General features: G+C 37.1%; 23 protein-coding genes. 6 read left to right on the forward strand and 17 right to left on the reverse strand.

Translation table 11 applies throughout. From position 1 onward, the window contains the following. Positions 1–71 precede the first annotated feature (71 nt). Positions 72–1,571, forward strand: coding sequence for a Na+/H+ antiporter NhaA (gene nhaA, locus CINF_RS07425; protein ID WP_178695952.1), 1,500 nt, complete (start codon positions 72–74; stop codon positions 1,569–1,571). 151 nt (positions 1,572–1,722) lie between these two features. Here the strand turns inward: nhaA and CINF_RS07430 are convergent, their stop codons facing one another. From CINF_RS07430 to lysA, 3 genes are read right to left on the reverse strand one after another with little or no spacing between them, the layout of a single operon-like run. Continuing rightward, a complete protein-coding gene (locus CINF_RS07430; RefSeq protein WP_179975076.1) occupies positions 1,723–2,694 on the reverse strand; it encodes an FkbM family methyltransferase in 972 nt (323 codons plus the stop codon). Then, complete coding sequence (locus tag CINF_RS07435) at positions 2,691–3,452, reverse strand: HAD-IIA family hydrolase (protein ID WP_179975077.1); 762 nt, start codon at positions 3,450–3,452, stop codon at positions 2,691–2,693. Before CINF_RS07435 ends, CINF_RS07430 begins: the two co-directional genes overlap by 4 nt. Further along, on the reverse strand, positions 3,452–4,672 hold the full coding sequence (gene lysA / locus CINF_RS07440; RefSeq protein ID WP_338025055.1) for a diaminopimelate decarboxylase: 1,221 nt from the start codon (positions 4,670–4,672) through the stop codon (positions 3,452–3,454). Before lysA ends, CINF_RS07435 begins: the two co-directional genes overlap by 1 nt. A gap of 122 nt (positions 4,673–4,794) precedes the next feature. Here lysA and pheA point away from each other — a divergent pair, with 122 nt between their 5' ends. Beyond that, on the forward strand, positions 4,795–5,961 hold the full coding sequence (pheA, locus tag CINF_RS07445; RefSeq protein ID WP_179975078.1) for a prephenate dehydratase: 1,167 nt from the start codon (positions 4,795–4,797) through the stop codon (positions 5,959–5,961). 8 nt (positions 5,962–5,969) lie between these two features. Here pheA and CINF_RS07450 read toward each other — a convergent pair whose 3' ends face one another. After that, entirely contained in the window at positions 5,970–6,635 is a 666-nt protein-coding gene (locus CINF_RS07450) for a class I SAM-dependent methyltransferase (protein WP_179975079.1), read from the reverse strand. Between the two features lie 137 nt (positions 6,636–6,772). Here CINF_RS07450 and lepA point away from each other — a divergent pair, with 137 nt between their 5' ends. Further along, complete coding sequence (gene lepA / locus CINF_RS07455; RefSeq protein ID WP_179975080.1) at positions 6,773–8,575, forward strand: translation elongation factor 4; 1,803 nt, start codon at positions 6,773–6,775, stop codon at positions 8,573–8,575. A gap of 245 nt (positions 8,576–8,820) precedes the next feature. On the opposite strand, the gene CINF_RS07460 is transcribed toward lepA, so the two are convergent. Further along, positions 8,821–9,858 carry a type II asparaginase gene (locus tag CINF_RS07460; RefSeq protein ID WP_179975081.1) on the reverse strand — a complete coding sequence of 346 codons (1,038 nt, stop codon included), beginning with the start codon at positions 9,856–9,858 and terminating at the stop codon, positions 8,821–8,823. A gap of 364 nt (positions 9,859–10,222) precedes the next feature. Here CINF_RS07460 and purD point away from each other — a divergent pair, with 364 nt between their 5' ends. Continuing rightward, on the forward strand, positions 10,223–11,509 hold the full coding sequence (gene purD / locus CINF_RS07465) for a phosphoribosylamine--glycine ligase (RefSeq protein WP_179975082.1): 1,287 nt from the start codon (positions 10,223–10,225) through the stop codon (positions 11,507–11,509). A 79-nt stretch (positions 11,510–11,588) separates the two neighbouring features. Here the strand turns inward: purD and CINF_RS07470 are convergent, their stop codons facing one another. From CINF_RS07470 to CINF_RS07525, 12 genes are all read right to left on the reverse strand, one after another. Continuing rightward, on the reverse strand, positions 11,589–12,740 hold the full coding sequence (locus CINF_RS07470) for an MFS transporter (protein WP_179975083.1): 1,152 nt from the start codon (positions 12,738–12,740) through the stop codon (positions 11,589–11,591). A 115-nt stretch (positions 12,741–12,855) separates the two neighbouring features. Beyond that, entirely contained in the window at positions 12,856–13,485 is a 630-nt protein-coding gene (locus CINF_RS07475; protein ID WP_178696833.1) for a LysE/ArgO family amino acid transporter, read from the reverse strand. 77 nt (positions 13,486–13,562) lie between these two features. Next, the gene (locus CINF_RS07480; RefSeq protein WP_179975084.1) at positions 13,563–14,297 is read right to left on the reverse strand and encodes a WbqC family protein; all 735 of its coding nucleotides are present in this window, start codon (positions 14,295–14,297) and stop codon (positions 13,563–13,565) included. Positions 14,298–14,384: 87 nt separating this feature from the next. Beyond that, positions 14,385–14,795, reverse strand: coding sequence for an RDD family protein (locus CINF_RS07485; protein ID WP_179975085.1), 411 nt, complete (start codon positions 14,793–14,795; stop codon positions 14,385–14,387). Between the two features lie 2 nt (positions 14,796–14,797). Beyond that, entirely contained in the window at positions 14,798–15,406 is a 609-nt protein-coding gene (pyrE, locus tag CINF_RS07490; protein WP_179975086.1) for an orotate phosphoribosyltransferase, read from the reverse strand. After that, positions 15,403–15,960, reverse strand: a complete 558-nt coding sequence (frr, locus tag CINF_RS07495; protein WP_179975087.1) for a ribosome recycling factor — start codon at positions 15,958–15,960, stop codon at positions 15,403–15,405. Before frr ends, pyrE begins: the two co-directional genes overlap by 4 nt. Before the next feature lie 3 nt (positions 15,961–15,963). Further along, positions 15,964–16,338 carry a preprotein translocase subunit SecG gene (secG, locus tag CINF_RS07500; RefSeq protein ID WP_179975088.1) on the reverse strand — a complete coding sequence of 125 codons (375 nt, stop codon included), beginning with the start codon at positions 16,336–16,338 and terminating at the stop codon, positions 15,964–15,966. 7 nt (positions 16,339–16,345) lie between these two features. Next, on the reverse strand, positions 16,346–17,074 hold the full coding sequence (locus CINF_RS07505) for a Bax inhibitor-1/YccA family protein (RefSeq protein WP_179975089.1): 729 nt from the start codon (positions 17,072–17,074) through the stop codon (positions 16,346–16,348). Positions 17,075–17,183: 109 nt separating this feature from the next. Further along, positions 17,184–17,726 carry a DUF2393 family protein gene (locus CINF_RS07510; protein ID WP_179975090.1) on the reverse strand — a complete coding sequence of 181 codons (543 nt, stop codon included), beginning with the start codon at positions 17,724–17,726 and terminating at the stop codon, positions 17,184–17,186. Continuing rightward, on the reverse strand, positions 17,726–18,262 hold the full coding sequence (locus CINF_RS07515) for a DUF2393 family protein (RefSeq protein WP_178696825.1): 537 nt from the start codon (positions 18,260–18,262) through the stop codon (positions 17,726–17,728). Before CINF_RS07515 ends, CINF_RS07510 begins: the two co-directional genes overlap by 1 nt. Positions 18,263–18,271: 9 nt before the next feature. Next, positions 18,272–19,000 (reverse strand): bifunctional phosphoribosyl-AMP cyclohydrolase/phosphoribosyl-ATP diphosphatase HisIE, encoded by a 729-nt coding sequence (gene hisIE / locus CINF_RS07520; protein ID WP_178696824.1) that lies wholly within the window; start codon positions 18,998–19,000, stop codon positions 18,272–18,274. Between the two features lie 144 nt (positions 19,001–19,144). Then, the gene (locus CINF_RS07525; RefSeq protein ID WP_178696823.1) at positions 19,145–20,167 is read right to left on the reverse strand and encodes a ribonucleotide-diphosphate reductase subunit beta; all 1,023 of its coding nucleotides are present in this window, start codon (positions 20,165–20,167) and stop codon (positions 19,145–19,147) included. Positions 20,168–20,389: 222 nt separating this feature from the next. On the opposite strand from CINF_RS07525, the gene CINF_RS07530 reads away from it, so the two are divergent. Both CINF_RS07530 and CINF_RS07535 read left to right on the forward strand, forming a co-directional pair. Next, on the forward strand, positions 20,390–22,528 hold the full coding sequence (locus CINF_RS07530; protein ID WP_179975960.1) for a carbon starvation CstA family protein: 2,139 nt from the start codon (positions 20,390–20,392) through the stop codon (positions 22,526–22,528). Beyond that, a complete protein-coding gene (locus CINF_RS07535) occupies positions 22,521–22,721 on the forward strand; it encodes a CstA-like transporter-associated (seleno)protein (protein WP_179975091.1) in 201 nt (66 codons plus the stop codon). Before CINF_RS07530 ends, CINF_RS07535 begins: the two co-directional genes overlap by 8 nt. The last annotated feature ends 62 nt before the right edge of the window (positions 22,722–22,783 follow it).

The raw sequence follows: 22,783 nt of genomic DNA on the forward strand, positions 1-22,783 counted from the left end.
AGCTTAAAAGTTAAGGATTTTTGATAAAATCCCGGATTTATAAAATTTAAGCAAATTTCAAGGTTTTTGTGATGCAAACTGGCCAGCCAAAGCATAGAATTATTATCCATAAATTTCCTATTCAAACCACGCTGTATATTAAAGAAAAACTACAACGCGGACTAACAAATTTTATAAACCACGAATCTTTTGGCGGTATTTTGCTGTTTTTTTGCGTGGTTTTGGCTATGGCTGTGGCAAATAGCGAGTATAAAAATATTTATTTTGCCTTATTAAATGAAGAATTTGGCGCGTTTTTTGGCAATCAAAAAATACAAATTAGCGTGGGGCATTTTGTAAATGATATTTTAATGACGCTGTTTTTTGTGATGGTTGGGCTAGAAATGAAGCGCGAAGTGCTTTATGGAGAGCTTGCTGGCTTTAAAAGGGTTAGCTTTTCGGTGCTTAGTGCTGTGGGCGGAATGCTAATTCCTGTGATATTTTATTTATATTTTAACTACAACACCCCATCAGCTCACGGCTTTGGTATAGCTATGAGCACGGATACTGCCTTTACTCTTGGTGCGATTTTACTGCTTGGCAAGCGCATTCCAAATGTGGTAAAGATTTTTTTGGTTACGCTTGCTGTTTTTGATGATTTGGGTGCTGTTTTGGTGATAGCATTTTTATACACGGCTAATCTTAATCTCCAATGGCTTTTAATCGCTGGGCTGTTGGTTTGTTTTTTGATTTATTTAAATTATAAAGATACAAAATATTTGCTTAGTTATATTATAACCGGGATTTTGCTGTGGATTGCGGTTTTTAATAGTGGCATTCATACCACAATAGCTGGCGTGATCTTAGCCTTTGCTATCCCCGGGCGTTCAAATATCCGCACAAAATACTTCACAAGCATTATAAATATGCTCGAAGAATGGAACAAAATGCTTGTCAAAGAAGGCGCGGGGATTTTACAAAAAGATGAAAAAGCGCGCGGATTTGTGCGCGATTTTTTTACCGGGATTATGAACTTTTTTCGCCAAGATAGCAGTAAAAAAATCGATATCCAAGAAACCAGCAAACAAGTCCATATGCTAGATACCATCGCCAAATACTCAAACTACGCGCAAAATCCGCTAGTTAAAATGGAGCTGATTTTACAGCCCATTTGTGCTTATTTTATAGTGCCGGTTTTTGCTTTTTTAAATGCTGGGGTTAGCCTTGAAAATGGCGTAGATTTAAGCTCTAATGGCATTTTGTATGGGACGGTTTTGGGGCTGGTTGTTGGCAAACCACTTGGGATTGTGGCTTTTTCTTTTATAAGTGAAAAATTAAATATCTCCGTGCGCCCAACAGGGCTAACTTATAAGCATATTATCGCTGTGGGCGTGCTTTCTGGCATTGGCTTTACTATGTCGATTTTTGTGGCTGGGCTTGCTTTTAGTGATAGCGAGCAAATAGCAGCGGCTAAATTGTCTATTTTGATTGCTTCATCAATTGCGATAATTTTAGGCGTGATTGTGCTGTATTTTGCCACAAGCCAAAAGAAAAATAGACGCGAGAATTTATTTAATGAAAGTTTAAAATAAATTTTAAATTTACGCTTTTAAAATTTGCTTTTGTTATTTTAAATTTAGCACGGATTAAATTTTAAAATTGGCCTCAAATCTGCTAAGAATTTGGCGTAATTTTAAAATTTGCTTTTTAAATTACGCTTTTAAATTTTAAAATTTGTGTGTTTTAAATTGGCTTATTTTTTAAAATTTCTAAAATTTCGTTTATTTTGCCTTGAATGTTTTGCCCGTTGAATTGCCCGCCGATTAATTGTATAAAGGCGTATAAGAGCTGGTCTTTAAGGGCGTGTTGCTCGTTATAAAAGCTCGTTAAAAGATTTTCTAAATACACACCTTGTGGCGTGCTTGAATGATTAAGACGCAAAATCGCCATATCGCGCGCGATTTTTTGGCGCCATAGGTTTTCATCGATTGCGCTAAGATGCATAAATAAATGCGTTGGCGCGCCCATATCCCACATAGCAAAATGCGTGTAATTAAGAGATTCTAAGATATCGGCATTTTCATTTAAGGCTTGGATTTTTTGGCTTTCAAGGTAGATTAAGGGAGTGTTTTTAGCAATTAGCTTTTTTGCGCCCCGTAGAGCAGCTGGCTCCATGCCCTCGATATCCATTTTAATAAGAGAAATTTTTTCATTTATATTTAAATCATCAATCAAACGGCATTGCACACTTAAAGAATTGCTTAAATTAGCACCCCGTGGCGTTTTCTTCGTGGCTTTTGCCATACTCATACCGCCAAAATTTTCTGGGATCTCACAATCAAAATGGCAAATTTCATTCTTATCGCTTACGCCACATTCTATAACTTTTATAAGATTATCAAAACCATTTATTTGTATGCTTTTTTTAGCAATTTCGCTCATTTTTGGGTTGGCTTCTATGCCAATTACTCTATAACCAAGCGCTGCAAAAAATAAGGCGTGATTGCCTAAGTTCATTCCCACATCAAGCACGGCTGTATTTTTGTTAGGATCTACGCGATTTAATTGCCTTGCCATAGATTTTAGCATTTCGTATTCATAGGGTTTTTTTGTGTGAGTTATTATGCGCTCTATTAGGTTTGTTTGGCTATTTGGCAAATACATTTTATAATTTACATTAAACTCAGCCAAATTTAATTCAACAACATCATTCATTTTAGTCCTTTTTGTAAAAATTCGCCTACATCGCTATAAACAGCGTCTATTAGCTTAGGATCTACGCCCGTGCTTTCTAGGCTAGCCACCTTGCCACTTAAAACTAAAATAGTTTTCATACCAAGCTCTTTTGCGCCGATTAAATCGCCCTTGGCATCATCGCTGATTATGCTTATTTCATTAAAATTTCGCGCTCTAATAAGCTCTTTGGCTTTTTGATAATACGCCAAGCTTGGCTTGCCAACGGCTATGGCTTGCGCGCTGGTGGCGTATTGAAGCATTTTACATATTGCGCCAACCCCAGGATAAAGCCTGCCGTGCTTTTTGTAAATGCTAGTTTCATGCATGGCAATTAGCTTTGCGCCTTTTTGAATTAGCTCAATCATACTAGCAAACTCGTCAAAACCAAAATCACATCCACTAGCGATTATCACGGCCTTTGGCGCATTTAAATCCTCGCTAAAACCTAGCTTTTTCATAGTGGCTTTAAACTCGCTAGCACCAAAAAGAGCCACATTTGTAGGCTTTAAAATTTCATCAAGCACGCAAAAAGGATCCAAATAAGCCCCATCTTTTATCTCCAAGCCCAAATCCCGCAAAACTCCCAGAAACTGGGCACTTTGAAATTTGGTGTTATTTGTAATCACGCAATAAGGCAGGGCTTTTTTATTTAAATAAGCAATTAGCTCGCAAGCCCCATTTAATGGTGTTTTATCGCTATCGCTTATAAGCGTGCCTTGAACATCTATAAAATACATTATAAAAATTCCTTTTCATTTTGGATTAAATCTTCAAAACTTTCTTTTTTGCCGATTTGGCGCACCTTGCCATCTTCGATGGCGATTTGAGCGCATCTTGGGCGCGTGTTGTAATTACTAGCCATACTAAACCCATAAGCGCCAGCACTTTTTATTAGCAATAAATCCCCGTTTTGTAATTGTGGCAAGCTAATATTTTTAGCTAAAAAATCACCGCTTTCACAAATTGGGCCTACTATATCGGTTGTAGAAAAGTTTTCATTTGGTTTTTGAATGCTAGCTAGGCTTACGCCGTGATGTGCGCTATATAAACTAGGCCTAATTAAATCATTCATCGCCCCATCAACTATTACAAAACGCTTGCCATTTTGGCTTTGTTTTTCATAAAGCACGCTAGTAAGTAGCTCGCCAGCATTTGCCACAATATAACGCCCAAGCTCGCATAAAATCGTTAAATCCTTGCCTTTTAGCGCGCCTAAAATGCCTTGTGCGTATTCGTATAAATCTGGCTCTATTTCATTATCATAGCGCACTCCAAGCCCGCCACCTACATCAAAAAATTTTATCTCAATCCCAGCAGCTATTAGCTCAGAGGTAAAATCGCTCACTATATTTGCTGCCTCAATAATAGGCTTAATATCGCATAGCTGGCTGCCGATATGAAAATGCACGCCAATAGGATTTAAATGTGCGCTTTTTTGGGCGTTTAAATACATTATGCGCGCTTGATCTATGCTTACGCCAAATTTATTTTCATTTAATCCTGTGGAGATGTAAGGGTGAGTTTTAGCGTCTATGTTAGGATTTATTCTAATTGAAATATTTACGATTTTGTTTAGCTCTTTGGCGATTTGTTCGATACTTTCAAGCTCGGCAGGGCTTTCGGCATTTAGCATTAAAATTCCAAAATTTATAGCTTGTTTTATTTCGCTTTGGCGTTTGCCAACACCTGAAAAGATGATTTTATAAGGTTTTGCGCCAGCTAGTAAGGCACGGCGCACCTCACCTATACTAACGCAATCAAACCCCGCGCCCTGGCTGGCTAGAAGCTTTAAGATGCTTAAATTTGAGTTTGCTTTTAGCGCGTAGCAAATCAAGGATTTATGGGCGATGAATTGATCTTTAATGGCTTTATATCTTGCTTTAATCATATCAAAATCATAAATATAAAGCGGAGTATCAAAATCTGCTCTAAGTGCGTTGTAATCAATATTTGTCATATCTAGCCTTTAAAATAAAGCGCGTATTTTAGCTAAAATTTTTTAAATTACAAATTAGCCAAAATCGCCTTAGCAAATTTTAAATAATATGCTATACTCACGGCTTTTAAGTAAGGATTAAAATGGATATAAATGAATTAAGGGCGAATATAGATAAAATTGATGATGAAATTTTAATGCTTTTGCTAAAACGCTTGGAATTTGTAAAGCAAATTGGCGCCATAAAGGCTAAAACTGCCCAAACAATCTACCGCCCTGAGCGCGAAAAACAAATACTTGATAGATTAAAAAGCAAAATATTTAAAAGCTGTGAAAATTTTAATATAAAAGCAGATTGTAGCCAAAACTGCGCTGATAAAAACATTCAAAAAGCCATAAATAAAAACAACAACGAATTAGATCCAAATATGATAAATAAAGCCATTGAAAGTATGTTTTATGAAATTTTTGCTCTTTGTCGTAATGTAGAATCCCCGCAAAAAGTAGCATTTTTAGGCCCATTTGGCACCTACACGCATGAAGCAGCAAAATCTCGCTTTGGCGTGCTTAGCTCGTATTTGGCTCTAAGCACGATAGAAGCGGTTTTTAAAGAAGTATCGCGCGGGGCGTGTGAGTTTGGCGTGGTGCCGATTGAAAACAACACAGAAGGCGCGGTAAATATCACGCTTGATTGCTTGAAAATTTATGAAAATGCCAAGATTGTGGCTGAGATTTATTTAGATATTCGCCATGTCTTAGCTAGTTTTGCTGATGATTTTAGCAAGATTAGGTGCATTTATTCTCATCCGCAAGCCTACGCGCAATGTAGGGATTTTTTAAACTCTCACGGGCTTAGCCAGATAGAGTTTATCCCCACTAACTCCACAGCCCTAGCCGCAAGCAAAGCAAGCACGGATAAGATGGGCGCAGCTATTTGCTCGCGCGTAGCAGCTAGCCTAGAAAATTTGCCAATTTTACAAAATAGCATTCAAGATCACAGCACAAACCGCACGCGCTTTTTTGTGCTAGCGCGCTTTAAAAACGCACCAAGCAATGCCGATAAAACAAGCATTTTAGCCTACACCAAAAATAAACCAGGCGGACTTTTTGAGCTTTTGGGCTTGTTTAAAAATGAAAATATCAATATCACAAAACTTCAAAGCCGTCCTACACAAAGCTTTAAAAGTATGTTTTATTTGGATTTTCAAGGGCATATTGATGATGAAAATGTATGCCGTGCCATAAATAATGCTAAAAATAACGGGCACGAAATACGCTTTTTAGGCTCTTATATTGACCAAAATAATTAAAATTTTAATTATTTTGTAAAAGTTACCATTAAATCATCATTTGCGTAGGCGTTATTTTTGAAAGAACGCCTTAGTGTGTTTATATCTAAATCATTAAAATTTGAATAAATTCTTTTTACTTCATCTTCATCAAAATGATAAACCCTCATACCATTTTCACAAAATCCTGGCATTGTTTCGTCTTTTATATCTATGATTACTTCGTATCTATTGAGCTGTTTTGCGTGAAAATGCCTATAATCTCTTATGCTTCTTAAAATCAAAAAAGCCTTTGCGCCTTTTTTTAGCACTCTATAAATTTCTTTTGCGTTTTGCTCGATTTGGGCTTTTGTGCCATACATCAAAACCCCAATAAAACAAAGCCCATCAAAAAAATCATCTTCAAAAGGCAGCTTTTCTAAGCTCGCAACTTCTAGCACGCCGGGTAAATTATGCTCTTTAAGCAAAGATTTAGCTTGCTTTATAGCCTCTTGGCTAATATCGCAACCATAAGCTTTAAAGCCGTTTTGGGCTAAATAATACATATGCCGTCCGCTGCCACAGCCTAAATCTAAAATCCTCTCACCGCCTTTATAGTTTCTTACCATAAAAGAAACCAAAGGCTCATTTGGGTATTTAGAGCGCGAAAAGCTATTTTGATATAATTGCTCCCAAAGTTTTGTATTTTCGTTCATTGTTTCTCCTTTATTTTAAATAAAAGTTAATAAATTTTAAAATTTCAAATTATATAAAATAGAAAAAAAAAAAAACTTAAATTTTCATTTTTTGCATAAATTAGCTACAATTTGCGCTTTTAAAATAAAGGCAATAAATGAGTAAAATTCGCAATTTTAGCATAATCGCACACATCGATCACGGCAAATCCACCTTGGCTGATTGTATTATAAGCGCTTGTGGTGGCATACAAAATCGCCAAATGAGCGCGCAAGTAATGGATACAATGGATATAGAAAAAGAACGAGGCATTACGATAAAAGCGCAATCTGTGCGCCTAAATTACTGCTATAAGGGCGAAAATTTCGTGCTAAACTTAATAGACACCCCCGGGCATGTGGATTTTAGCTATGAAGTAAATCGCTCGCTAGCAAGCTGTGAGGGCGCGCTTTTAGTAGTTGATGCTAGCCAAGGCGTCCAAGCCCAAACAATAGCAAATGTCTATACCGCCATTGAATACAACCTAACAATAATCCCAGTAATAAACAAAATCGATCTACCAAATGCCGATGTGGAGCGCGTAAAAGATGAAATAGAGCATATCATAGGCATTGACTGCTCTAATGCTGTGCTAGTAAGCGCAAAAAACAATATAGGCATAGATGAATTACTAAGTGCGATTTGCGAGCAAATCCCATCACCAAAAAGTTCTAATGATATAAACCAGCAAAATCCGCTAAAAGCCTTGATTTATGATAGCTGGTTTGATAACTATTTGGGCGCGCTTGCTTTGGTGAGAATTTTTGATGGCTCTATAAAAGTAGGCGATGAAGCGCGAGTAATGGCCACAAATGAACATCACACCGTGCTTGATTTGCTCTATCCTCACCCACTCTCACCCATTAAAACCAAAAGTGCGAGCGAGGGCGAAATAGTAATAATCGTAATGGGCTTAAAAAGCCTAAGTGCCTTACAAGTTGGCGATACAATCACCCTTGAAAATAACCGCGCCAAGCAAGCAATAGCTGGATTTAGCCCGGCTAAGCCTTTTGTTTTTGCGGGGCTTTATCCTATTGATACTGATAAATTTGAAGAGCTAAGAGATGCGCTTGAAAAATTAAAATTAAACGATAGCGCAATTAGCTATGAGCCTGAAACCTCGCTAGCACTAGGCTTTGGCTTTCGCGTGGGCTTTTTGGGGCTTTTGCATATGGAGGTGGTTAAAGAGCGTTTAGAGCGTGAGTTTAGGCTGGATTTAATAGCCACCGCGCCAACTGTAACCTACCGCGTCCAAACCACCGCCGGAGATGAAATTTTAATTCACAATCCTTGCGAATTGCCGCCTACAAATAATATAAGCACGATTTTAGAGCCGTTCGTGCATGCTACAATCATAACCCCAAGCGAGTTTTTAGGCAATATCATCACGCTTTTAAACAAACGCCGAGCAATACAAACCAAAATGGATTACATCACGCAAACTAGGGTTTTGCTTGAATACGACATACCGCTAAATGAAATTGTGATGGATTTTTATGATAAATTAAAAAGTGCTACAAAAGGCTATGCTAGTTTTGATTATGAGCCTTGCGGATACCGCCCTGGACGCCTTATAAAGCTTGATATAAGAGTAGCAGGCGAGATTGTCGATGCTCTATCAATCATCGTGCCTGAAATAAATGCCATGAGCAAGGGCAGGGATTTAGTAAGTGCAATGAAAGAAATAGTCCCAAGACAGCTTTTTGAGGTGGCAATCCAAGCTAGCATTGGCTCTAAAATAATCGCGCGCGAAACCGTAAAAAGCGTAGGCAAAAATGTAACAGCAAAATGCTACGGCGGAGATATCACGCGTAAAAGAAAATTGCTCGAAAAACAAAAAGAAGGCAAAAAACGAATGAAAGCCATTGGCAAAGTAGCCTTGCCAAGTGAGGCCTTTTTAAGCGTGTTAAAGATTGATTGATAAATTTTAAGCCTTGATTTGCCTGGCGAAATTTTGAAATTTTAAAATTTTAAGCTTGTGGTTTGCCTTGGGCGTTTGTGCGCGTTAAAATTTTAATTTATTTTGCGCGCTTGCGTGGCGTTAAAGTGCTTTGAAATTTTAATTTTGTGCGTTAATTTGCGTTAAAATTTTAATTTTGCGCGTTAAAGCGCATTTGAAATTTTAAATATTTAAAGCCCCGGGTTTAACCTGGGGCATTTGAAATTTTAATATTTAAAATACATTTGTTGTATTTTTGCTGTGTCGTTTGTTTTAGTAAGTGCTAGCATTAAAAGCACGCGAGCTTTTGCTGGGCTTAGATTATCAGCTACGATAAAACCGCTTTTTTCATCGTTGGTTTCACCATTTAGCGTTACTTCGCCGCTGCCAACGCGACTTGAACGAACTACTTTTATGCCCTTGCTTACAGCTTCTTCTAAGAGATTTTGGCTATCAGGATAAAGACTGCCATTACCCATACCAACGCTTATTATGCCTTTTGAGCCGTTTTTTATTAAATAATCTATAATGCTTGCGTTATCATTAGCGTGAGCATAAATTATATCAACTTGTGGCAATTCATTTAATTTGCTTACATCAAATTCGCTTTTTTTGGTATGCGCGCGAACTGGTGCTAAATAATATTTCACATTACCATAAAACACGGAGCCGATAGCACCTGTATTTGGGCTTTGGAAAGTATCAACGGCGGTGGTATTTGTTTTTTGTACTTCTCTTGCGGCGTGGATTTTATCATTCATCGCTACTAGCACGCCTTTTGCCTTGCTTTCTTTATTTATAGCCACGCTTACGGCATTATAGATATTTAAAGGGCCATCAGCACTCATAGAGCTTGAATTTCTCATCGCACCCACTAGCACCACTGGCTTATCGCTTTTAATAGTTAAATCCAAAAAATAAGCTGTCGCTTCAAGCGTATCAGTGCCGTGAGTGATCACTATACCATCGACATCTTTTCTTTTTAATAACTCATTTACGCGCTTAGAAAGTTTAAGCCAAATTTCATTTGTCATAGCTTGTGAGCCGATATTTGAAACCTGCTCGCCCTTGATATTTGCTATATCTTTTAGCTGTGGGACAGCTGCAATAATAGCATCAACGGTGATTGTCCCTGATGTATAAGCAGTGTCTAGCTGGCTACTAGCTGAGCCTGCTATCGTGCCACCAGTAGCCAAAATCACAACATTTGGCTTTGCAAATAACGCTGTAAATGAAAGCGCTAAAACTACAAGAAGTTTTTTCATCTTGCCTCCTTTAAATGAAAGTTGGAAATTATAAAACTTTTAATCTTAGCGTTGTTTTAAAATTTAATAAAATTTTTAAATGAGCTGATATTAAAATTTATAAAATTTTAAGGGCGATTTTAAGCAAAATAGCTATAATGCGCGCACCTGAGTGGTTCGTGGCACGCTTTTTTGGGGGTCCAACGAAGAGTATTTAGTGGCGAAGTGGCTTGTATGGTGTGCGCTGCTTAATTTGCGTTTATCGCTGCAAGTGCCTAAAATACGAGGCTAAGCCACAAGTTTGGCTAATGTGGGCCGAGCTTAATTAGCGGACGGCCATTTGGGCTAAATTACACACTGCTTAATTCAATCATAGGATAAATCAATGAAAATTTTAATCATAGGAAATGGCGGCAGAGAATTTGCCCTAGCACTTCGCCTAAAAGCTGATAATAACGATATATTCATTGCTCCTGGCAATGCAGCAAGCAATGCAATAGCAAAAAATATCAATATACAAAATTTTAATGAACTTGCGCTTTGGGCTAAAAATGAGGGCATTGATTTATGTGTGGTTGGTCCAGAAAATGCGCTAGATGCGGGCGTGGTGGATATTTTTAAAGAACAAGGGCTTGCAATTTTTGGCCCAAGCAAAGCAGCTGCTAAATTAGAAAGCTCAAAAACTTTTATGAAAGACTTTTTGGCCAAAAATAATATCCGCACGGCAGCTTTTTTAAACACGCATGATTATAGCCACGCTTGCGAGTTTATAGATGAAATTTTTGCTAAAAACGCTAGCAAGGTAGTAATAAAAGCCGATGGATTATGCGCTGGCAAAGGCGTAATAATCGCAAATAACGCCGATGAAGCCAAAATGGCCACAAAAGATATGCTAAATGGGCAAAGCTTTGGCGATGCTGGCAAACGCGTGGTGATTGAGGAATTTTTAGATGGTTTTGAGCTTAGTTTTTTTGCTATTTGTGATGGAGAAAATTTTCTAAGCCTGCCAGTAGCACAAGATCATAAAAAATTATTAGATGGCGATATGGGGCCAAATACTGGTGGAATGGGAGCTTATGCGCCTAGTATGCTAGCTAGTAGTGATCTTATTTTGCGAGTTGAAAATGAAATTTTACGCCCGAGCTTAGAGGGTATGAAGCGCGATGGCACGCCTTTTTGTGGGGTGCTTTTTATAGGTTTGATGATTGTGGATAATGAGCCTTTTGTGCTTGAATATAATGTGCGTTTTGGTGATCCAGAGTGCGAGGTGCTGATGCCTTTAATTGGCGGTGATTTTGGCGAAATTTTATTAAAAGCAGCAAATGGCGAGCTTGAAAATATAAAATTAAATGGGCGTTTTGCTGTGGGCGTGGTAATGGCAAGCAAAGATTACCCTTATAAAAGCTCACAAGCGCAAATAATTAGCATAGATAATAAAGAACTAAGCGTAAATGAAGCCACTTCTTATAACACAAACGATTGTCATATTTGCTTTGCTGGGGTTAGCCAAATAAATGGCAAACTAGCAGCAAATGGCGGGCGCGTGCTTGTGTGCGTTGGGCTTGGCGATAGCATTGAAAAAGCACAAGCAAAAGCCTATGAGCTAGCAAAAAAAATTAGCTTTACAGGCGCGCAATACCGAAAAGATATAGCATATCAAGCACTTAGATAAATTAAAATTTATTTTTGGCGATGTAAGATTATTGAGCGCGGGGCTAAAAAGCCCGCTAATGCGGGCTAAATTTTAAAATTTAACTAATTTTTTGAAGCTTAGTTAAAAGAAAAAACCAGCCAATACATAAAATAAATAAAACACCAGCTAAAACGCTAAATCCAAGATATTCTAACGCACTAGATGAAACAAGCGAGCCAAAAAAACTGCCCACATACCCACAAGCCGTACTAAGCCCCAACCCAGCGCCCCTAAACTCAGGCTTTACAACCTTGCTAACATAGCCTTGAAGCATTGGCTCGTGCATATTAAAAGCTATGAAAAACAAAGCAGCCGCCATTACAAAAACAAAACGCAAAGCATAAAATTCCCCAAGCCAAAAAAGCACAAAACAACAAGCAAAAAGCCCCGTGCCAAAAAGTAAAATTTCTTTACCAAGCCCCTTTTTATCGCCTAAGGCTCCACTAAATCCCATAGCAAAAAATCCAAAAATCGTAGCCAGAGCATAAACTTGCCACAAATCAGCCTTAATATAATTCATTTTATTTACCAAAATTAAAGGCATAGCGACAAATACAGCATTTAGCAAGGCTTTTTGGGCTAAATTGCTTAAACTTAAAATGGCTAGGTTTTTATTAGCAAGTAGCTCTAAAATGCTAGGGCTTTGCTGGATATTGCGCGCTTGATTAGGGCTTGATGGCAAAAATAAAAAGAGCAAAATAAAACAACAAACACAAATAATCATACACAAATAAAACAGCGAACTAAGCCCAAATTTTGATGCCAAAATCGGCCCGCTAATCATCGCCGCGCTAAAACTAAGACCCATACCAACGCCAATAATTGCCATCGCGCGTCCGCGTTCATTTGCCCTGCTAAGATCAGCCACAAAAGCACTAGCCACACCGCCAACAGCACCAACGCCTTGGATAAACCGCCCTAAAATCATTATATATTCATTATTTGCGCTAGCACAAATCAAACTGCCAACAAAAAACACACCAAGCCCTAAAGCTAGCGTATTTTTGCGCCCTATTTTATCACTTAAACGCCCAAAAGGAAACTGAAAAATGATTTGAGCTAGCGCGTAAGAGCCTACTATCAGCCCGGTTAATACGCCATTTGCCCCATTAAAATCTTGCGCATAAACGCTCAAAACTGGCAAAACAACAAAGAGCCCATAAAAATGCGCACAAACTATAAAAGCCAAAACAAAAATTGATTTAAACATAAAAAATCCTAAAAAGGCGAAATTGTAGCAAAATTATCATAGTGTGAGTTTAAACTTTTAAATTAAAATTTTAAAATTTAGCCTTGTCAAAATCTAGCTAAATGCGTAAATTTTATTACAAATATCCAAGATTTTGCATTATAAATTTTATTATCAAAAACGCTATATAAAACATCAAACAAGCAATCAAACTATCCAAAACTCGCCAAATTTTTGGATTTGTAAAAAAGCGTGAAAGCATTTTTGAGCTATAACCAAGAGCAAAAAACCACACAAACGAAGCAGTGATGGCACCAGTGTAAAAATATGATTTTGCCGTATTTTCAAGCGTAGCACAAAAGCCACCCACGATGATAAAAGTATCAATATAAGCGTGAGGATTTAATAAACTAATGGCTAGGGTTTTAAGCGTGGTGGCTTTTAGGCTTTGAGGTTTAGCGCTTTTAATCTTGGCAAAATGCGTGCCTTGGATAGCCGATTTTAGGCTAGTTGCGCCGTATAATAATAAAAAAATCGCACCACAACTTCCTAGCAAAAGCATAAAATTTTGATTTTTTAAAGCAATAGCACCAATGCCAAAAACGCCAAAACCAAACAAAACACAATCACCCAAAAACGAAAGCAAGCAGACCAAAAAAATGCGATTTTTAGCCAAACCTTGCTCTATTACATAAAGATTTTGCACCCCAATCGCAGCAATCAAAACAAAACAAAAAATCACGCCATTAAGATAAGTATTTAACAAAAATAATCCTTCTTAGCCTTTTAAAATTTTAAAATTTATAATTCCTAGCAAAAGGGCATTTTAAACCGCTAGCTTAGCTAACAAGCAATTTTTTGGCCCCCACCCCCGCTTTCATATGCGCTTTTATTTAAAATTTGCGCTGGGTTTTTGGCGTTAAATAATAAATCAATAATGCTAAGAGATTGTATAAAATTATTTTGCTTGCCTTGTTGCTTATAAACTGGATGATTCATCGCAAAATATTCTATATTGATATTAGCCTTGGCAAATAAGGCCCTTGCTTCATCTTTTTGTAAATAATCTTTTGCGCCAATTGGCGAGAGATATTCATTAGCTTTTAAAATTTGACAAATTTCAAGCACTAATTTTTCTTTTTTTTGCGAGGACAAAGCCAAAGATGAAGCTTTTATAAAGGGAGTTTTTAATTTTAAAATTTGAGAAAATTGCTCGATTAAATAAATATTTAGCTGGCTTAAACTCTCAAAATTAAAAAGCGCGTATTCTAAAATTTCATAAATTTCTTTAAAATTTTGACTTTTTTGGTAATTTTGGCGCAGGGTTTTTAAAAGCACCATTTTCCATTTTTTCATATCACAAAGGCGCATATCTTGGATTAGGGTTTGAAGCGGGGCTTTTTGTAAATGCAAACTAATAAGAAAAGGCGCATCATTTACTTTAATTTTATTTCTACTATGCCAAGATTGCTTTTGAAACTGAACACAATCTAAAAACACAAAAGCATCAACCCTTGCAATCATCACAAAATACCCAATCCACGGGCAAAATGTAGGTTGCATAATCGCTATTTTCATTCAAATTCCTTTTAGCCTTAGCTTTATCAGGGCATTTTAATGCCACAAAAATGCCACGCATTTATAAAATAAATTAAAATTTTAAGTTTATTGCTTGATTTGTATTACTATGGTTTTTGTGATTATATCGTGTAAATTGCGCTTATTTTTGGTGAAAAAACACAAAAACGAACCGCCTATTAAAAAAAACACAACAAAACAAACATAACGCAGAAAATAGCACAAAAAACCTGCCCTTTTGCCTTGTAAGTTTAGAGCATAAATGCCTTGTGCTTTATATCCAGGACTTGCGCCCTTAAAAGCAAAAAACGCACTTTGAATCAGCCCAAAAATCAGCCAAACAGCAAAAATGGCAAGTTGATTTTGTAAAAAGTCGTTCTTGCCGTTTAAGATTATATAAGTAGTAAAATATAAAAGCGGTATAGAAATTAAAAATAAATCAATAATAAAAGCCTTAAAACGAGCAATTATGCTCGCTGGGAGAGCTTTTGTGCTCATTTTTAGTTGCCACGAGAGCCGGGCTTGATGGCTTTTTGACCGCTAGCACACAGCGGACAATTATCAGAGCTAAACATCTCAAAATCAAAATTTCCAAGAGCAAAAAACGGCTTATCGCTTGGTAATTTTGCATTTATTTTTGATGGTTTATCATCGCCATACATCGCACAAAACCCACGACTAGCAAGCGCGCCATATCCTACAACCTCGCCGCCTAATTCTTCGATGATTTTTGCACTTTCAAGGGCTGAGCCGCCAGTGGTGATAATATCCTCACAAATAATAAATTTTTCGCCCTTTCTTACCTCAAAACCACGGCGCAAGGTCATTTTGCCATCTACTCTTTCGGTAAAAATAAAGCGTTTTTTGCCAGCTCTTGCTAGCTCATAACCAGCCAAAATGCCACCAAGTGCTGGCGAGCAAACACTATCAAAGCTAATATTTGCGCTCTTAATTAAAGAAAATAATTCATCTGCTAATTTACCAGCAAGCTCTGGGTTTTCAAGCACTTTTGCGCTTTGAAGATAAAATTTTGAATGATTGCCACTACTTAATAAAAAATGCCCTTGCAAATAAGCGCCGGCATCTGTGTAAATTTTTTCTAAGTTCATATTTTTAAAAGCTCTGCTTCTTTATGTTTTACTAATTCATCGATTTTGTCTATAAAAGCATCTGTGTGCTTTTGAATATCATCATAGGCGCGTTTAATATCATCTTCGCCCATGGTTTTTTCTTTTTCTATTTTTTTTATTTCATCATTTGCGTCTTTGCGAATGTTGCGGATAGAAACCTTAGCCTTTTCGCCCATTGCCTTTGCTTCTTTTGCGCTTTTTTCGCGATCTTCGCGTGTCATAGGCGGGAAAAATAACTTCACACATTCGCCATCATTGTTAGGATTTACGCCTATATTTGCAGCTGCTATCGCGCTTGTGATATCTTTTAGCATTTTTTTCTCCCAAGGGGTTATGCTTATGGTGCTAGCATCGCTAGCAAGCACGGTAGCTACTTGATTTAATGGGGTTTGCGTGCCATAATAATCCACGCTGATATTATCAAGGATATTTATACTAACCTTACCTGAGCGCAAAGTAGCAAAATCGCGTTTTAATGCTTCTATGGCTTTTTGCGCGGCTTCATCTTGGGCTTTAAAAATATTATCAAGCATATTTTAATCCTTTGTGATATTTACATCGCTTGCTGATGTGCTGGTATTTGTATCTAGGCTAATGGGCGCGCTTGGTGCGTTATTTTGATTTGTTTGGCTAGCTTCTGGGACCAAGGATTTAAACTCTTTGCTTTGAACGACTGAGTTTCTTAGTGATTGATTATAAGTGTAGCCAAGTGCTAAGGTATTTAAAATAAATAAAAAGCCGATGAAAAATGTAAATTTAGCTAAAAATCCTGCTGGTCCTTTTGCGCCAAATAAGCTTTCATTACTGCCACTATATGCGCCAAGTCCTATTGAGCTTGATTTTTGTAATAAAACCGCTATGGTCAAAACCACAGCGAAAATGAATTGTAAAACTAAAAAAAGCGTGCTCACGGGTGCCTTACCTATTATTATTTATTGCACCAAGTATCTGCAAAAGTGAAATAAATAAGTTAAGTATATCAAGATACAATGCAACAGCTGCAAGCACAGGGCTATCGTATCCGCCACGGATTATCATTTGTGTATCATATAAAATATAAGCACTAAATAAAATAGCGCCAACGCTTGAAATCACCAAAGCAAGCACTGAGCTTTGCGTAAAAATATTTATAAGCGAAGCAACCACAACCACAATCAAAGCGATAAATAAAAATTTGCCCCAAACGCTAAAATCTCTTTTAGAATACATAGCAAACACGCTAAGTCCGCCAAAAGCCGCTGTCGTTAGCAAAAAGGCCTGAGCTATCACATCGCCCATACCTCTACCCACATAATAATTAAGTGTAGGCCCTAGCGTAAGTCCGCTTACAAAAGTAAAACCAAAAAGCATAAATAAAGCAAGTGCTGGCTTTTTCTTGCTCATAATTAGCCCAAATAACAAAGCAAATTCTAAAATTAAAAACAACCAGCTAAAAGTTTTAAGCACATGAAGGCCGATATATGCGCCAGCCGTGCCAGCTAGTAAAGATGCTGCTAGTAGCTGGTAAGTTTGCCTAATAAACACAGAACGAGAACTAGGGCTTACTTGCTCGCTTGCGTAATTTTCGTAACTTCTACCAAAATCTGTATTTTGCGTCTCTTGAACACTTTTGGTGTTTAACGCGCGATTTCTATCGTATAAACTCATTTTTGCTCCTTTTTAAAATTAAGTGGCGGAGTATAGCAAAAAAACATAAATTTATGCTAAATGTTTAAATATATTTACTTATGATGAAATTTTAAAATTTATAAATCAACTAATGGCAGCTTAAAAAATGACTAACGCTAGGCGATACAAACTTTGGCGAATAACGCACACTTACACTAAAAGGGCGCGCTAGGCCAGCTTTTAATCCCTGGCCTATAACAAAACTTTCTTCAACCGTGCTTATTTCAAATTTTCGTCTTTTCATCAAAAAAGTCTCCCACGAGCTTTTTGGCACGAAAAGATCAGGTTTTAAGCCCTCTAATTTTGATGGAGAGTTTATCACCCTAACATTTAAAGTGCATGAACTTATATCGAAGTTGCCTACATTTGTGATTACTCCGCTTATTTGCATGCTTTCATTCATTAAAATTCTAGTGTATTTGATGTTAGAAATTACTGCTTTTTTAGTGTATTCATCTATAAAAAAGCAAGCCATCACAGCTATTAAAAAATAGAGCATAAACAACGAACCCGCCGTTAAAATAATGCTTTTTATTGTTTTTGTTTTTCTCAAAGCTAAAAAGCCAATCCCGCCAAAAATCAAAAGCAATAAAATAAGAAAAATTATATGAATTATCGTAAAATAACCCATTAAAAACACTCCGAATTAACAACTACATTAAAATCGCTTGGGCGAAAATCTTTGATTACCATTTTTATATTATGGCTTTGATGTGGCGCGATGGTCGCATTTAGCTCGCTCATTCTGTGTTTAAATGGCTTTAAGCTATTTAAAAACTCCCTAAGAGCATTTTTGCCGTTTTTATGAAATTTTACATTAACACGGCAAAAATTAAAATCACGCTTAGAAAGATTTGTAAGATTTAAATCCACTATAAAAACATCACTATATTGTAATTGTTTGAGTTCGTTAATGTTAATTTGCCTTGTCCTCGTGCTACTATCTACAATCTTATAAGCAAAAAACAATCCAAAAAACAAAAACCCAGTAGCCAGCAAAAATAAAAAAGTGCCGATAATTTCGTGTTTTAGCACGGTCATAGTCGCTAAAATAAGCAATACCAAAAAAGTAGCAAGCACTAAGGATATAGCGATATAATCATAAATTTCAAAATGATTTAAATAAAAAAATATCTCAGTTCTAAGGTTGGTTATTAAATCTTTCAAAATAAACCCTTAATTATTTTTGCGTGAGTTTTTTTCATCAATTCCACTTAGCCCTTGCCTGCGCCTAAGCTCGCTTAATACGCGCTCAGGGTGGATATTTGCTTCTCCAAGTGCCACAATTAAATGAAAAAGCAAATCCGCACTCTCATAAATAGCATCATTTATAAAATCATTTTTGCTTTTTTCATCATTTAAAGTGCTTGCATTTTTTAAATCTTTTAAGGCAAAACAAAGCTCACCAGCTTCTTCGCAAATCTTTTTAAGATAAGCGTTTGTGCCGTTTTTATAAAGTTTTGCTATGTAGCTTTTGCTTGCATCGCCTTTTAATTTGCGCTCTAAGCAGGTGTGGTAAAGTTGGTCTAAAATTTCATATTGTGGTGCTGGGTTTTTTGCTGGTGCTTGGTTTAAAATTTGCGTGTTTTCATTAAAATTTACTTCATTAAAAAAGCAAGAAAACGCGCCCGTGTGGCAAGCACAACCCTTTTGCTCTACTTTTAATAAAATACTATCGCCATCGCAATCAATTTTTATTTCACAAATTTTTTGGGTGTTGCCACTGCTTTCGCCTTTTTGCCAAATTCGCCCTTTTGAGCGCGAAAAATAATGCGCAAAGCCAGTTTTTTTGCTTAGATTAAAAGCCTCTTCATTCATATAAGCTAGCATTAAAATTTCATTACTTCTACTATCTTGAACCACCACTGGCACGAGATTAGCGCATTTTTGCCAATCAATTTGCATATTAACCCCTAAAAAAACGGCAATTTTAGCCTAAAACGCATAAAAATAAAATTTAAAATTTAAAATTTGCTAGTAAATTTTAAAGAAGTTGCGTGGCAAAAAGCTTAACGCATTTAGCCCAAATGCCACGCTTTAAAGAAGTAATTAAAAATCATCAAAGCTTAGCGAGCCTTTTGAATAATTTGTTACCTTGCTTTCAAAAAAGTTAGATTTTTGATCATTAAATTTTGAAAAATCATCTACCCATTTGATTGGATGGCGCGCGTTGTAGAGCTTTTTTAAGCCAATTGAGCTTAGGCGGTTATCCACTAAATAATGAATGTATTCTTCGATTATTTCATCAGTAAAGCCCATTATTTGATTTTGCGTGATGTATTTGCCCCATTCGATCTCTAAAATTCCAGCTTGCTCGAACATTGAGTAAATTTTATCTGTGGTTTGCTTGGTAAATAAATCCTCGCGCTCTTTTCTAACGCTATTTATCATATTTTGAAATAACAATAAATGCGTGATTTCATCGCGTTGAATAAAGCGAATCATCTGCGCTGAGCCAAGCATCTTGCCAGCCCTTGCTAGCGCGTAAATGGCTGTAAATCCGCTATAAAAATAAATGCCCTCTAAAATTTGATTTGCCACCATAGCTAGCAAAAGCTTTTCATCTGTTACATCGCCTGCTAATTCTTCATAAACGCTTGAAATATAGTCATTTTTGCGCCTTAAAACCTCATCGTGTTTTTCCATTTCATAAATCAAATCTGTATTATCGCAAATGGCTTCAACCATCACCGCATAAGATTTGCTGTGATTTGCCTCTTCATAAGCTTGGCGCGCTAAAACCGCATTAATCTCAGGCGCGGTGATGTAAGGATTGATGTTATCTGCTAGATTGTTTGTTTGAAAGCTGTCCATTGAGATTAGCTGCGACCAAACCAAATCATACATTCGCTTTTCTGCTATGGTAAGATTATGCGCATAATCACGCACATCATCGGTGGTATCTACTTCTTTTGGAAACCAAGTGTTTGCCTCCATTAAATCCCAAAGTTTAAGCGCCCATTCGTATTTTGCTTTTGTAAAATTTAAAATTCCGTGCGGATTGCCGTTAAATACGCGCCTTTGGCTTAAATTTTCATTTGATGATGGGTTATAGATTTTTTTTCTTTGCATTTTTTTACCTAAATTTACTAAATTTTTTGGGCTTGGCATTATAGCTTAAAAGTTAAAATTTTTTGCCTATTAAAATTTTAAAATTTGTATTTTTAAATATTATCATCACAAATTTTAAATATTGATATTAAAATTTCTTTCATTTAACCATAAATTAAAGTTTTTTATAGCAAAATACGCGCTTTTATATTCTCAAAAAAAGGATTTGCCATGCAAGAGCAAATGAGCTTTAAGCAAAAATTGCTTTTAGTTTTAGCAGCTGTTATTGGGGCGTGGGCTTTTGGCGTGCTTGCGCTAAATAACGGCGAAGAAAAAATTAGCGCTACTTGGCTAGTAGTAGCTGCTGCTTGTATTTATATCATCGGCTATGGTTTTTATGGGCGTTTTGTAGCGATGAAAGTAATGGGCTTAGATGAGCGCCGCGCAACGCCAGCATATACGCTAAATGATGGCAAGGATTATCATCCAACTGGCAAATATGTGCTTTTTGGGCATCATTTTGCTGCCATTGCTGGTGCTGGCCCGCTTGTAGGCCCTGTGCTAGCAGCGCAAATGGGCTATTTGCCTGGTATGCTTTGGCTACTCGTTGGTGTGGTGCTAGCAGGCGCGGTGCATGATTTTGTGGTAATGATAATCTCAGTGCGCCATAACGGCAAAAGTCTTGGCGAAATGATAAAATTAGAAATGGGCAAATTCACCGGTGGCGTTGCGATGGTGGGGATTTTCTTTATTATGCTTATTTTAATTGCTATTTTGGCTATGGTTGTGGTTAAAGCTCTTGCTGATAGCCCGTGGGGTTTATTTACTATTACTATGACTATACCGATTGCTCTTGCTATGGGCGTTTGGACGCGTTATATTAGACCTGGTAAGGTTTTAGAAGCTAGCATTGTTGGATTTATCGCGCTTTTAGTTAGTATTTGGGCTGGGCATTATGTGGTAGCAAGTCCTTTTTGGAATAATTTTTTTAGTTTAAGTGGCGAGGCATTAGCCTGGGCGATTATGATTTATGGCTTTTGTGCGGCTGTTTTGCCTGTGTGGCTTTTGCTTGCACCGCGTGATTATTTAAGCACCTTTTTAAAGCTTGGCGTTATATTTTTAATGGGCGTTATTATTTTAATCGTTGGCCCTGAGATTAAAATGCCAGCTGTTACGATCTTTGCTAGCACGGGAGATGGACCTGTTTTTGCTGGGGATTTGTTTCCGTTTTTATTTGTAACTATTGCTTGTGGCGCAATTAGCGGTTTTCATGCTTTAATTAGCTCAGGGACTAGCCCAAAAATGGTTCAAAAAGAAACCCAAACTCTTTTTATTGGTTATGGCGCGATGCTAATGGAAAGCTTGGTTGGCGTAATGGCGCTAGTATGCGCTGTAATGCTAAGTCCTGGTGAGTATTTTTCTATAAATATGGGAGGATTAGGCACTGATATAGCAGCGGCTGTGCCTAAAATACAAGTTGTTTTAGACAGCATAAATGCTAATGGATATAATTTTACCATCACAGCTAGCGAGCTAGAAGCCCTAGCAAAAGGCGTAGGCGAAGAAACAATGCTTTCACGCACAGGCGGTGCGCCTACTTTTGCGCTTGGGCTTGCCTTACTTTTTCATGAGGTGTTAGGCGGAGTGGCGATGATGCCTTATTGGTATCATTTTGCCATACTTTTTGAAGCACTTTTTATTTTAACAGCTGTTGATGCTGGCACGCGCACTTGTCGCTTTATGATACAAGATATTTTAGGCAATATCTATCAAAAAGCAGGCGATACCACAAATATGACCTGGGCGATTATAGCTACACTAATAGGCGTAGCTGGCTGGGGGTATTTGCTCTATGCTGGCGTAACTGATCCTATGGGCGGAATTTACACGCTTTGGGCTTTATTTGGAGCTAGCAATCAAATGCTAGCAGGTATGGCTTTGTTATTTGCTACTGTTTATATCTTTAAAATAGGCAAGGCAAAATACTCTTTTGTTACGATTATACCGCTTGTTTGGGTGTGGATAGCTACCATGTATGCAGCACTTTGTAAAATTTTACCAAGCAATGGCGACCCAACTAGCGTGCATGATAAAGTAAGCCATGTAGCCACCGTGCAAAACAAAAGTGCTGAGTTATTAGAAATGACCGATATGGCCTTAATCGAAAAAACCAAAATTATAATTTTTAATAACACAGTAGATGCCATTCTTTGCGTATTATTTATGGTTGTTGTGCTAATCGTAACTTTTCAAGGCATTAGAATTTGTATTGCTTATGCAAGAAATAAAGGCAAAGAAGATTATCCATTAAAAGAAAGCAAATACATAGATATTAGCGAAGTTGAAGATAAAAAAACCAAAAATGAATATGCGTATGTTTAAAATTTGTTTTAGCTTTTTAAGGCGTGTTTGGAGTAGGATTGATGATGTTTTTTCAGCCATAGCTGGCTTGCCAAGCTATGATGAATATGTAAAACACGCCAAAAAAAAGCACCCAGATAAACCAATACTTAGCAAAAAAGAGTTTATTAAAAGCATTCAAAATGCCTCAACTAAACGCCCAAGATGCTGTTAGCACGCCCAAGCTTTGAGTTTCAAAGACCACGATTTGTGCTAAATAGCCAAATTTTAATGTAA

Source organism: Candidatus Campylobacter infans (assembly GCF_013416015.1).
GTDB classification, from domain to species: Bacteria; Campylobacterota; Campylobacteria; order Campylobacterales; family Campylobacteraceae; genus Campylobacter; species Campylobacter infans.

Coding starts and splice junctions, on each gene's coding strand:
- nhaA (WP_178695952.1), top strand. CDS start 72: ATGCAAACTGGCCAGCCAAAGCATAGAATTATTATCCATAAATTTCCT.
- CINF_RS07430 (WP_179975076.1), bottom strand. CDS start 2,694: ATGAATGATGTTGTTGAATTAAATTTGGCTGAGTTTAATGTAAATTAT.
- CINF_RS07435 (WP_179975077.1), bottom strand. CDS start 3,452: ATGTATTTTATAGATGTTCAAGGCACGCTTATAAGCGATAGCGATAAA.
- lysA (WP_338025055.1), bottom strand. CDS start 4,672: ATGACAAATATTGATTACAACGCACTTAGAGCAGATTTTGATACTCCG.
- pheA (WP_179975078.1), top strand. CDS start 4,795: ATGGATATAAATGAATTAAGGGCGAATATAGATAAAATTGATGATGAA.
- CINF_RS07450 (WP_179975079.1), bottom strand. CDS start 6,635: ATGAACGAAAATACAAAACTTTGGGAGCAATTATATCAAAATAGCTTT.
- lepA (WP_179975080.1), top strand. CDS start 6,773: ATGAGTAAAATTCGCAATTTTAGCATAATCGCACACATCGATCACGGC.
- CINF_RS07460 (WP_179975081.1), bottom strand. CDS start 9,858: ATGAAAAAACTTCTTGTAGTTTTAGCGCTTTCATTTACAGCGTTATTT.
- purD (WP_179975082.1), top strand. CDS start 10,223: ATGAAAATTTTAATCATAGGAAATGGCGGCAGAGAATTTGCCCTAGCA.
- CINF_RS07470 (WP_179975083.1), bottom strand. CDS start 12,740: ATGTTTAAATCAATTTTTGTTTTGGCTTTTATAGTTTGTGCGCATTTT.
- CINF_RS07480 (WP_179975084.1), bottom strand. CDS start 14,297: ATGAAAATAGCGATTATGCAACCTACATTTTGCCCGTGGATTGGGTAT.
- CINF_RS07485 (WP_179975085.1), bottom strand. CDS start 14,795: ATGAGCACAAAAGCTCTCCCAGCGAGCATAATTGCTCGTTTTAAGGCT.
- pyrE (WP_179975086.1), bottom strand. CDS start 15,406: ATGAACTTAGAAAAAATTTACACAGATGCCGGCGCTTATTTGCAAGGG.
- frr (WP_179975087.1), bottom strand. CDS start 15,960: ATGCTTGATAATATTTTTAAAGCCCAAGATGAAGCCGCGCAAAAAGCC.
- CINF_RS07505 (WP_179975089.1), bottom strand. CDS start 17,074: ATGAGTTTATACGATAGAAATCGCGCGTTAAACACCAAAAGTGTTCAA.
- CINF_RS07510 (WP_179975090.1), bottom strand. CDS start 17,726: ATGGGTTATTTTACGATAATTCATATAATTTTTCTTATTTTATTGCTT.
- hisIE (WP_178696824.1), bottom strand. CDS start 19,000: ATGCAAATTGATTGGCAAAAATGCGCTAATCTCGTGCCAGTGGTGGTT.
- CINF_RS07525 (WP_178696823.1), bottom strand. CDS start 20,167: ATGCAAAGAAAAAAAATCTATAACCCATCATCAAATGAAAATTTAAGC.
- CINF_RS07530 (WP_179975960.1), top strand. CDS start 20,390: ATGAGCTTTAAGCAAAAATTGCTTTTAGTTTTAGCAGCTGTTATTGGG.
- CINF_RS07535 (WP_179975091.1), top strand. CDS start 22,521: ATGTTTAAAATTTGTTTTAGCTTTTTAAGGCGTGTTTGGAGTAGGATT.